This window comes from Neisseria sp. P0021.S006, assembly GCF_051956895.1.
The window spans coordinates 1-10,690 of sequence record NZ_JBQCWZ010000052.1 but is presented as its reverse complement, the minus strand read 5'-3'; the positions used below and the strand labels follow the sequence as shown (position 1 = coordinate 10,690).

10 protein-coding genes and 1 tRNA gene are annotated in these 10,690 nt (G+C 44.3%); 9 read left to right on the top strand and 2 right to left on the bottom strand.

All coding sequences use genetic code 11. The features are described from left to right. From ACTHUM_RS09785 to ACTHUM_RS09750, 8 genes are all read left to right on the top strand, one after another. A partial coding sequence (locus tag ACTHUM_RS09785) for a 23S rRNA methyltransferase (RefSeq protein WP_440402837.1) occupies window positions 1–1,388 on the top strand: 1,388 nt, incomplete at its 5' end. Between the two features lie 23 nt (window positions 1,389–1,411). Beyond that, on the top strand, window positions 1,412–2,515 hold the full coding sequence (locus ACTHUM_RS09780; protein WP_004519610.1) for a response regulator transcription factor: 1,104 nt from the start codon (window positions 1,412–1,414) through the stop codon (window positions 2,513–2,515). Window positions 2,516–2,525: 10 nt separating this feature from the next. Beyond that, window positions 2,526–3,062 (top strand): GTP-binding protein, encoded by a 537-nt coding sequence (locus ACTHUM_RS09775; protein ID WP_003748733.1) that lies wholly within the window; start codon window positions 2,526–2,528, stop codon window positions 3,060–3,062. A gap of 1 nt (window position 3,063) precedes the next feature. Then, on the top strand, window positions 3,064–3,705 hold the full coding sequence (locus tag ACTHUM_RS09770; RefSeq protein ID WP_003679679.1) for a hypothetical protein: 642 nt from the start codon (window positions 3,064–3,066) through the stop codon (window positions 3,703–3,705). A 39-nt stretch (window positions 3,706–3,744) separates the two neighbouring features. Further along, the gene (locus tag ACTHUM_RS09765; RefSeq protein WP_003679682.1) at window positions 3,745–4,104 is read left to right on the top strand and encodes a roadblock/LC7 domain-containing protein; all 360 of its coding nucleotides are present in this window, start codon (window positions 3,745–3,747) and stop codon (window positions 4,102–4,104) included. 98 nt (window positions 4,105–4,202) lie between these two features. Continuing rightward, window positions 4,203–4,278: transfer RNA gene (locus ACTHUM_RS09760), tRNA-Asn, on the top strand. 271 nt (window positions 4,279–4,549) lie between these two features. Then, complete coding sequence (locus ACTHUM_RS09755) at window positions 4,550–4,918, top strand: hypothetical protein (protein ID WP_004519611.1); 369 nt, start codon at window positions 4,550–4,552, stop codon at window positions 4,916–4,918. Window positions 4,919–5,369: 451 nt separating this feature from the next. After that, window positions 5,370–6,929, top strand: coding sequence for a TerC family protein (locus ACTHUM_RS09750; RefSeq protein ID WP_004519613.1), 1,560 nt, complete (start codon window positions 5,370–5,372; stop codon window positions 6,927–6,929). 63 nt (window positions 6,930–6,992) lie between these two features. On the opposite strand, the gene ACTHUM_RS09745 is transcribed toward ACTHUM_RS09750, so the two are convergent. Then, window positions 6,993–8,096, bottom strand: coding sequence for an anhydro-N-acetylmuramic acid kinase (locus ACTHUM_RS09745; RefSeq protein WP_004519614.1), 1,104 nt, complete (start codon window positions 8,094–8,096; stop codon window positions 6,993–6,995). Window positions 8,097–8,249: 153 nt separating this feature from the next. Here ACTHUM_RS09745 and ACTHUM_RS09740 point away from each other — a divergent pair, with 153 nt between their 5' ends. Then, window positions 8,250–9,824, top strand: coding sequence for an inorganic phosphate transporter (locus ACTHUM_RS09740; protein ID WP_440361197.1), 1,575 nt, complete (start codon window positions 8,250–8,252; stop codon window positions 9,822–9,824). Between the two features lie 309 nt (window positions 9,825–10,133). Here the strand turns inward: ACTHUM_RS09740 and ACTHUM_RS09735 are convergent, their stop codons facing one another. After that, window positions 10,134–10,589, bottom strand: coding sequence for a ProQ/FINO family protein (locus ACTHUM_RS09735; protein ID WP_128581234.1), 456 nt, complete (start codon window positions 10,587–10,589; stop codon window positions 10,134–10,136). Between the last annotated feature and the right edge of the window lie 101 nt (window positions 10,590–10,690).

Genomic DNA, 10,690 nt, shown 5'->3' with positions numbered 1-10,690 from the left:
TTTTTGTTCGTCATAAACAAAGTAACAATTCAGACAAACAAAGCGCACATGCATCAAAAAGCGGCCGTACATCTGCTGCTCATACAGCCTCCTCTGAGGATGGAAACGACTGGATTGAGAAAGTCAACCAGACAGTTTCCAATGCGGATAATCAAGACTGGGAATGGGGCGGAAGCGGCTCAAACGATGCAACGGCTTCTGTTTCCGCACAAGAAGTCGATCCGCTGACCGAATATCAGGTTTATAAACAGTTCGGCTATGAAAGTAAAGCAGCGGAGTCTTTGGCCGGTTATCTCAATACCTTGGAAGACGGCGCTCCAGAAAAACTGGTTCATGAATTGATTGGTTTGAATCTGCGAGTTGGCAATATCGACATGCTGGCGGATACGCTTGAGCGTCATAGTACTTCCCTTTCTGAAGACAGCGTAGCCGAATACCTGAAAGCCGGTCTGGCTTTGGATTCTACTAACCTGCGCCTGCGTGTTTTCGCCGAGCATCATCTTGGTTGGAATATGCAGGAAGTGGACCGTCAAATTGGCGAACAAAGCGGTTTGGAAGTTGCTTCCGACGAGCATATTGCCTTTGAGAACGACTCGATTGAACGCATTGTCGTTCCAGGTATGGGTAAACGTGCGCCTATCGTATTAGGCAAGAAAGATTTTGGTGAAATTAGCCCTGAAGAGATGGGTGCGGTTATTGGTTTTGCCAAACCGGAACGTAGTGCAAAAATCCTGAAAGATAAGATCAGCTACGAGACTGCTTTGCATCAATACAATAAAGCAATCCAAACTTCTGCGAAGCCTGCTGGTCTCATTATCGATGCCTTGCGTCTGGATTATCAGAATGAAGAAGTAGGGCAGTTTGCCAAGCATCTGTGGAAGCTTTACCACTCTTTGGGTCAATATGGCCGTCAAGTAAAAGAACGTATGCTTGGCTGGGGTTATAGCCTTGGTTATCACGAAATTTTTGATGATTTGGAAAAAGGGCCGTCTGAACAGCAAATTAAAGAGATTGGCTTAAAGCGCGGTTATATTCAGCCAAGTTCTTTGCAGATGAAAGCCAAATATCGTGAGTTGGTTCAAAAAGACTCTTCAGTTATCAGTGCCAGCTCTTCACCTGCTGATGAAGCTCTGAAAGAAGTGGAATCTTTGTTGGCCTACGGTCAGTTGGATTTGGCCATCGGTACTTTGGAACAGGCTGTTTTGCAGTATCCTCAAGAATCGCAGTTGTACATTATCTTGTTTGATTTGTACGAACGCGTTGAAGATTGGGGACGTTTGGAACAATTTCTGCGCTTGTTGCGTGAACGTGTTGTCAGCCTGCCTGAAGAGGTTGTCTTGGCAATGAGCCGTCTCTTGCAACGAATGAACCAATATTCAAAAAAATAAGATAATCGTAGAAAGTACGAGTGATGAATAATCATTTACCAAAAATTAAAACCATACGGGTTATGTTACAGGAGATGGGTGAGCAACAGCAGGCGGTATTCCGTATGGCATTTAAAATGCACAATACGACGAATTACGTCATCGTTTCCCCTGATTCTGATGAAAAACCGGATTTGGTATTGGTTGATACCGATACTCCGGCAGGTGTAGAAGCTTGGAAAGAGTCGAAGAAAACTTATCCGGAAGTGCCTGTGGCGATGTTTTCTTCCGAGTTGCCGACAGTAACGACTCCTTATTTGGCTAAGCCGGTCAAATTTGATACCTTGTTTCCTGTTTTGCGCAGCCTGGCTCAAGGCGGCAATGTTTTTGAGCCGTCTGAGCAACAAGCGGCCGAAGAGAATAAAAGACAATCAAATTCCGATGGCACAAGAAAAGCAACCATTCGCCGATTTAATCCAAATAAAGGCTTGTTGGGTGCGCTGAAATTTGCCAGTCAAGGACACCAAGATCTTGCCGTCCTGCATGAAGGTAAGCCGATATTAATCGTGTTTCCTAGTATCCAGCGAGTACTGTTGACAGTTAGTGCCAATGAGTTGGAGAAATTGTGTAAGAACGATAACTTGGCTGTCGTGTGTAAGGCTGTTCCTGATAATCCTCAATGGAAAGAAAAAGCCAAAGTCACCATTATGTCATGCTTGTGGCAAATGGCTATTTGGACTGCATCAGGCCGTCTGATTTATCCGATGACGCCGCAAACTGTCTTTACACTCAAGCGTTGGCCAAATTTAACCCGTTTGGCACATGTTCCGGAATCTATGCGTCTGTCGGCATTTCTGACGAAAACATCTGTTAATCTGAATGTTCTCTATAAAGTCATGCCTTTGGAGATGCCTGATATTTTGAATTATTTATCGGCAACATATATGACAGGCTTTTTGGCGACAGATACAGAGTTTGCAACTGATGCGCACAATGCGCCTTCGTTGAACGAACAGATTGATGTGAATAGCAAAGACGTACCTGAAACAGCAATGAGCAAAGAGGCTCAAAAAATTGCCGGTCCGTCTAAAGAACAACCTCGTGGCCTGTTGCAACGCCTGATGCGTAAGTTGCTGGGCAAATCGTAAAGGACACGTCATGAAAGAAAATAAAATTATCTTTACCGGTCCTGTCGGCGTAGGTAAAACCACTGCAATTTCAGCTTTATCTGATGAACCACCGGTTCAAACCGATGCATCTGCATCTGATATGACACTTGTCCGCAAGGGGTACACAACTGTAGCAATGGACTACGGTGTCATTCATTTGGATGAGGAAACTAAGGTTCACCTTTATGGTACGCCTGGTCAGGAGCGTTTTAATTTCATGTGGGAAATTCTGAGCCAAGGCAGTATGGGCTTAGTGCTTCTTTTGGATAATACAAGAAGCAATCCATTGAAAGACTTGCAATTCTTCTTGGATGCATTCCGGGAGTTGCTGAAAAAAGCACCTCTGGTTGTAGGGGTAACGAAGATGGATATCCGATCTTTACCAAGCGTGGATGTTTATCAAAAATATTTAGCACAGAATAATTTTAATGTACCGGTTTTTGAGATTGATGCGCGTCGAGAAGACGATGTAAAACAATTGGTTACTGCCATGTTGTTCTCAATTGACCCCGGATTAGAGGTATAAGATGGAAGCGACACTCTCTTTACAAGCAAATTTATATCCTAAGATTACACCGGCGGGTGCGTATTATGCTGTTTCAAGTGATACGCCCAGTGCCAGCAGAACTTTATTGTATGGTCTGTTGCGTGCAGAGCCGTCTGAAACCATCAGCAGCGAAAAAATCTTGGCGTGGGCGGATACCAGCGACATCAATACCGCTTTGAACCTGCTATACCGCCTCCAACGCTTAGAATTTTTGTATGGTGATGAAGAAATCAGCACAGACGATATCCATTTGACTGACGAGCAATTGCCTACATTATTGGAACAGTTGTCCAATTCTGGCAAAGCTTTATTGGCTGATGAAAACGGTTTGTATTTTGCCAATGCCAATTTCCATCACGAGGCTGCGGAAGAGTTGGGTCTTTTGGCGAGCGAAGTGGCCAAAATGGAAGACAATCACCGTCTTTTGATTCGCAATAACCTGCATATCAATAATAGCGCATGGGGTATTTGTGATCCTTCAGGCCAAAGTGAATTGACCTTTTTCCCGCTGTATATTGGCATGACCAAGCTGATTTTGGTAATTGGCGGAATGCCTGACTTAAATAAAGAGGCTTTTGTTACTTTGGTTAAAGTGCTGTACCACCGATACGGCAGCCGTTGATTTTTGCCTGACCGATATTTATTTTAGAATGGAGCGACTATGCAACAACTATTAATCTCTGTATTAAGCGATTTGAACAATACCTCTGCTGATATCACTGCTTCTGCAGTTATTTCTACGGACGGCCTGCCGATCGCAACCATGCTGCCTTCCCACTTGAATGCAGATCGTGTAGGTGCGATGTCGGCAACGCTTCTGGCATTGGGCAATCGTTCCGTACATGAGTTGGCTTGCGGTGAGTTGGATCAGGTAATGGTTAAAGGTAAAAATGGCTATATTCTGTTGAGTCAAGCAGGTGAAAATGCAGTGTTGGCATTGATGGCAAAAGAAAGCGGTAAATTGGGCTTGATTTTGTTGGATGCGAAACGTGCGGCCAAACAAATTGCTGAAATCTTATAAAAGTTTTATAAATTAAAAAGATATAAAAATATTTTTGTTTTTATATAGATTGTTTCTTGACAGGTTTCTGATATTTTCTATATAATTTCATCTTTAATTCCCCGATAGCTCAGTCGGTAGAGCGACGGACTGTTAATCCGCAGGTCCCTGGTTCGAGCCCAGGTCGGGGAGCCAGATTTGAAAACCACCATCTTGTATGGTGGTTTTTATTTTATCTATTGGTTAATATTTTAAGATATTTTGATGATAATTGATTAAATGATTACACTTAATTCATCAGCCTTTATAGGAACAAATTATTAAAGTGCCATCACAACCATCCATGTGAAAAGTGGAAAAGAGTTTTGGAAAGCTATAAATCGTAGCAATCCAAAAGATAAAACAATTTATGAAGTAAAATAATTTATGAAAGGTTAAAAATGATTTACTCAGCAAAGCTAAAAAAATGGATGAAACAATTGAGGAATTTGCATATTTTTCTATAGAAAATAACGATCTATATTGTTTCCTTAATTGTTGTCCAATGGCTATTGAAGTGAATAAAGTTTACAATGTGGAACTTGACTATTTCATTATTGATGAGTTTATATTGGAAGAGGTTAATACAGATGAATCTGTTATTATTCCTTTTGAAAGAATAGGTGATAGTACACAATATAAGATAACAGGTAGGCTAGATGGCAATACATTTACAGCTGGAAATATTTGCTTTGAAGATGATGCTCTTCAATTAGAATATTCTTATTTAGATGGCAGATTAATTACTTTAACTGTATGGAGATTAAGTATATCCGTAATTTCTGAAAGAATATAATCGTTATATTTTCTAAGAAAATTATTGTCTATATAAACCGTGCCGTCTGAAAAAATCCCAATTTTCAGACGGCTTGAGACCTTAGTAAAAAAACTAAGTTTTTACCCAGGCATTTAGGGAATTCCTTATAAGAATCTTCTTTCAGCAAACCGAACAAACTATGATCAACAAATACATCGACCGATTCCTTTTGTTAAAGCTGGAGAAAGTGATTGATTGGCAGCGGTAGGCTGTTTTTAAAAGAAAATATGCTGTCAGACTTTGCCTTTCTTTCGCCAAACTGATAAACTGTTTGCCATTATTTTTGGCCGGGGCATAAATTTTTCATGAAAGACGCAGAGCAGAGTAGTTGTTATACCGCTTCTTCCCTTTATCTATGCCCGAAATTTGGCAGTCTGTCCGTTTTAAGCGGAACGGCTGCCTTTTTGTATTTTAAAGGAACGCAATCATTATGGATTTCAGTTGGTTGGCCGAGCCGCATACTTGGATAGGCTTTGCCACGCTTCTGGTTTTGGAAGTTGTTTTAGGTATTGATAACCTTGTTTTCGTAGCAATTTTGGCAAACAAGGTCAAACCGTTGCAACGGGATAGGGCGCGGATAACGGGCTTGGGTTTGGCTGTCGTTATTCGGATTTTTATGCTGGGCTTCATGGCACACATCATGACACTGACACGCCCTTTGTTTGAGCTGGGTGGTCTGGAGATTTCCGGCAAAGACATGATTATGTTTGCCGGTGGTATTTTCCTGCTTTATAAAGCGACTACCGAGCTGCACGAACGCCTTGAAGGCCACAATCAATTTGCGGTTGCTGAAGGACAGAAGAAGCATTCTTCTTTTTGGGGTGTTGTGGCGCAAATTTTGATTTTGGATGCGGTTTTCTCTATCGATTCTGTTATTACAGCAGTGGCGATGGTGGATCATATTGTGGTGGCAATGGGTGCGGTTGTTGTGGCGATGACGGTGATGATTTCCGCCAGTAAACTGTTGACTGCCTTTGTGGACAAGCATCCGACCGTTGTGATGTTGTGTTTGGGTTTCTTGTTGATGATTGGTTTCAGCCTGATTGCGGAAGCCTTCCATTTCCATATTCCGAAAGGCTATTTGTATGCGGCGATCGGCTTCTCGATTTTGATCGAACTGTTTAATCAGGTTTCGCAAAAGAATGCCCGCAAAAATGACTACATCAGCACTTCTTGGCGTAAGCGCACCGCTGAAAATGTGTTGGGTATGATGGGTATCCGCGAAAGCATTTTGGCAAAAGCAGGCGATAATGGCGGCGATGACGAGCATTTTGAAGAAAACGAAAAATCCATGATTCGCAGCGTGCTGACTTTGGCGGAGCGTCCGATTATGGGCGTGATGATTCCGCGTCGGGAAATCGAGAAATTGGATATTTCCCAAAGTCGGGAAGAACAAAATGCGCAATTGAAAAATACACCGTATAGCCGTTTGTTGGTTGTCGGTAAAGCAGGTGTAGATGAGCCTTTGGGCTATATCAGTAAAAAAGATTTGCTGAACCAGCTGCTTGAATCCGGAGAAATCAATATTCAGACGGCCTTGCGCCAGCCATTAATTTTGCCGGACAGTACGACGGCGTTGAATGCGATTGAATTGTTCCGTCAAAGCAGCGCGGATTATGCGTTGGTGGTGGACGAGTTTGGCGCGGTGCTGGGTATGGTGACCATGAAAGATTTGTTGGAAACCATTGCCGGTGAATTCCCCGAAGAGTTTGAGCGTGAGGAAGAAGAAGCTGCTCCGGCCAGTCAGGATGAAACGCTGTCTGTGGATGGTGCATTGGAGTATGTGGAATTGGCTTCTCAGTTAAATCTGCCTGCTCAAGAGGAAGACGCCGATTTTCATACCGTTGCCGGCTTGATTATGGAAGAATTGCAAAGTATTCCTGATGTGGGCGACTTCATCGATTACCATGGCTGGCGTTTTGAAGTGGTTGAGAAGGACGGACAACGGATTGCCCGTGTAAAAATCAATCGTTTGCCGGAAGAAGAATAAGTAAAAGCTAATATAGTAAAGGCCGTCTGAAAATGTCCAGACGGCCTTTTTATTTATCCGACTTTAGTTACCGTAATGTCCCGAGCCTAAAATTCGGTGTGAATGTGCGCCGGTTGCATGGTAGGGATTGCTCGGAACTTGATTGCACCAACAGGCTGCAAGCCAGGCAAAAGCGGCAGCTTCGACCCATTGCGGGTCAAGATGGAGCTTGGCTGTGCTGTGCAATTTGGTGTCGGGAGAAAACAGGGTTTCCAAGTCTTGCATCAAAACCGGATTGCGGATGCCGCCGCCGCAGATGTAAAGATTATGAATCGCCGGAGCAGCTTGTTTGGTCGCGTCAAAAATGGTTTGTGCGGTATAAAAGACCAATGTGCGTATCACATCTTCCGGCTTTTCATTACCTTTCAGACGGCCTTGAAGCCAGCTTAGGGAAAACAACTCTCGGCCTGTACTTTTGGGATAAGGGCGGCTGAAATAAGGATGGTCGAGCAGGGAAGCGAGCAGGTCGGGGAGGATTTTGCCTTGTGCGGCTTTTTCCCCGTTTTTGTCGTAAGGCTGCTGCCAGATATGTTGCATCCATGCATCCATCAGCATATTGCCGGGGCCGGTATCGAAGCCGAAAGAAGGGCTGTCGGGCGGGAGGATGCTGATATTGGAAATGCCTCCAATGTTGAGTACGGCTCGGGTTTCATTCGCATCTCGAAACAGCGCTTCGTGAAAGGCTGGGACGAGGGGTGCACCTTGACCGTTGCAGGCAAGGTCGCGGCTGCGAAAGTCGCCGACAGTGAAAATGCCGGTCAGTTCAGCTAACAGGGAGAGGTTAACCAGTTGAATGCTGTAACCGTATTCAGGCGCATGGCGGATGGTTTGTCCGTGGCAGCCGATTGCGGCAATGTCTTTGGCCGACAGGTTTTGTTCTGCCAATAGTTGTTGGACGGTTTGGGTGTATAGGCGGCTGAGTGTTTGCGCCAGGATATTGCTTCTGTGCAATTCATTTTCGCCTATGTCTTGTAGTGCCAACAATTCTTGGCGCAGGCCGTCTGAATAGGGTAGAAAGCTGTGGGCAACGGCTCGTTGCCATTGCTTGCCCTGCATTTGAATCAGTACGGCATCGGCACCGTCCATGCTGGTTCCGGACATGATGCCGATATAGTATTGGGGTTGCATTTCGGTTACAGAAAGAGAAGGTAAAGCGACATTTTAACGCCTTTTGACGTTTTTACGGGAATTTCGGCATTTAATGTAAATAGTTGGTGCAAGAAAGATTACAAAGAGGTTAAAATAACGTGACTCAACATGTTTTCCAAAAGGAAACTTTCCATGGCTCAAACTCAGTCGAGTGCGAACTTGAAGCTGATTAATACGGTTTTTGCCGCTATGCTTGTGAGCATGGTCGGCTATTTTATTTATTGGGGCCTGGGTTATACCCACTACAACCACTCCGGCCTGTTTATCCTTGCTACCTTTTTCGGCGTCTTCATGGCGTTTAATGTGGGTGGTAACGATATTGCTAACTCTTTCGGTACAAGTGTCGGCTCCGGCACATTGACTATTCCGCAAGCTTTGCTGATTGCGGCAGTATTTGAAGTCAGCGGCGCAGTGATTGCCGGCGGCGAGGTAACAGATACCATCCGTAAGGGTATTGTCGATTTGAATGGCATGCATCTGGATCCGATGCAGTTTGTTTTTATTATGATGTCTGCGCTTTTGGCTGCGGCATTGTGGCTGCTTTTTGCATCGCGCAAAGGTCTGCCGGTTTCTACGACACACGCCATTATCGGCGGTATCGTCGGTAGTGCCTTGTGTATGGCGGCATTGAACGGTGTGGATTCCATTGCGCTGATTCAATGGGACAAGTTGGGCGAAATTGCCTTGTCTTGGATTTTGTCTCCGGTATTAGGTGGCATCGTTTCCTATCTATTGTTTTCACGAATTAAGAAAAACGTTTTGGACTACAACTCTTGGGCCGATAATACGCTCAAAGGCATCAAGTTGGAGAAGAAAGCCTATAAAGAAGAACACCGCCTGTTTTTTGAAGCCTTGAGTGAATCTGAAAAAGTCGAATACGCCACCAAAATGGCGCACGATGCCCAAATTTATGATGAGCCGGACTTTGATCCTGAAGAATTGCAGTCTGAGTATTATCGCGGTCTGCACCGCTTTGACAGCCGTAAGGGCGAAGTAGATTCTTATAAAGCCCTGCATTCCTGGGTGCCGTTTATCGCTTCTGTCGGCGGCATGATGATTGCGGCCATGTTGATTTTCAAAGGTCTGAAAAATCTGCATTTGGGTATGAGCAATGTCAACAGCTTCCTGACCATTTTCATGATCGGCGCGGCTATTTGGATGGGTACGTTTGTATTTGCCAAAAGTTTAAAACGCAAAGATTTGGATAAATCGACTTTCCAAATGTTCTCATGGATGCAGGTATTTACTGCTTGCGGTTTTGCATTCAGCCATGGTGCGAACGATATTGCCAATGCGATTGGTCCGTTTGCCGCGATTATGGATGTGTTGCGTACCAACAGCATTACCGCTCAAAACGCTGTGCCTCCGATTGCCATGTTGACTTTCGGTATCGCTTTGATCGTCGGCTTGTGGTTTGTCGGTAAAGAAGTGATTAAAACCGTAGGCACCAGCTTGGCAGAAATGCACCCCGCGTCAGGCTTCTCAGCAGAGCTTTCTGCTGCCGCTGTTGTGATGGCAGCATCATTTATGGGCTTGCCTGTTTCCAGTACCCATATCTTGGTGGGTGCAGTTTTGGGTATTGGCTTGGTTAACCGCAATGCCAACTGGAAATTGATGAAACCGATCGGCCTTGCTTGGGTTATTACCTTGCCTGCTGCTGCCGTTTTGTCTGTTGTCAGCTATTTGGTTTTGCAAACAGTGTTTTAATTGATTATTTGATTTAAAAAGGCCGTCTGAAAGATATTTCAGACGGCCTTTTATGTTCATAAGAGGAGATTTTAATTTGCTTTAATGTTGAACAAATAATGCTGTTCAATGTTTGAACTGATACAAGAATAATCAAGGTAATAGAGAAATATCTTATTGGGAATAGCTTAGAAAAGATTTTGGGGCTTAGTGAGGGCAAACAAAGCTATTTTTAATTAGCCCACTATAAGGTTAAGGCAATAAAAAAGCCCCAATTCATCGACGTTTAAGTGCCGTATTGAATTGGGGTTTTTCTATTTAGTATGAGCCTTATCGAGCCGTCTGAACATTATTCAGCAGCTTCGTGGTCTCAGCTTGAGTAGGAGCCGTTTCTGCTTCAGCGGTAGCCTTAGCGGCTTGACGTTCGGCTTGTGCAGCCAATGCCTGTTGAACGGCTGGGTGCTGTTGGGCGATGGTTTGTTCTTCTGCGCTGACTTCGCCTTTGAAGCGGTTGTTCAAGTCAAAACGTTTGCCGCCGCGAGCCAGGGCTTTCAGGTAGCGTGGACGGCGGCAGTGGTTGGCCAGTACGCGTGCAATCAGTGCAGGGTCGTATTGGGGCAGGGCGGCAACCAAGTCTTGGTCGATACCGACGGCCAACGGTTTGAATCGTTTGAATACATCATATTTGCCGTAGATGTGGTCGGCAATCATGTCTGTCTGTTTTTTCTTGCTCATGGTTTGGACGGCAGATTTCAGCGCAGCGCCCAAAGCGGTTTCTTGTGCCATTGCGGTTGTATTCCTCTAATATAAATCCGTATTTTCGTCATACGGCAATAAGGTGCTATTGTAGTATAAAGACTGTGATTTGGCTAAATTTTTCTGAGAAT

Excerpts from the sequence above, each read along its gene's own strand:
- ACTHUM_RS09780 (WP_004519610.1), top strand. The coding sequence starts at position 1,412 with ATGAATAATCATTTACCAAAAATTAAAACCATACGGGTTATGTTACAG.
- ACTHUM_RS09775 (WP_003748733.1), top strand. The coding sequence starts at position 2,526 with ATGAAAGAAAATAAAATTATCTTTACCGGTCCTGTCGGCGTAGGTAAA.
- ACTHUM_RS09770 (WP_003679679.1), top strand. The coding sequence starts at position 3,064 with ATGGAAGCGACACTCTCTTTACAAGCAAATTTATATCCTAAGATTACA.
- ACTHUM_RS09765 (WP_003679682.1), top strand. The coding sequence starts at position 3,745 with ATGCAACAACTATTAATCTCTGTATTAAGCGATTTGAACAATACCTCT.
- ACTHUM_RS09755 (WP_004519611.1), top strand. The coding sequence starts at position 4,550 with ATGGATGAAACAATTGAGGAATTTGCATATTTTTCTATAGAAAATAAC.
- ACTHUM_RS09750 (WP_004519613.1), top strand. The coding sequence starts at position 5,370 with ATGGATTTCAGTTGGTTGGCCGAGCCGCATACTTGGATAGGCTTTGCC.
- ACTHUM_RS09745 (WP_004519614.1), bottom strand. The coding sequence starts at position 8,096 with ATGCAACCCCAATACTATATCGGCATCATGTCCGGAACCAGCATGGAC.
- ACTHUM_RS09740 (WP_440361197.1), top strand. The coding sequence starts at position 8,250 with ATGGCTCAAACTCAGTCGAGTGCGAACTTGAAGCTGATTAATACGGTT.
- ACTHUM_RS09735 (WP_128581234.1), bottom strand. The coding sequence starts at position 10,589 with ATGGCACAAGAAACCGCTTTGGGCGCTGCGCTGAAATCTGCCGTCCAA.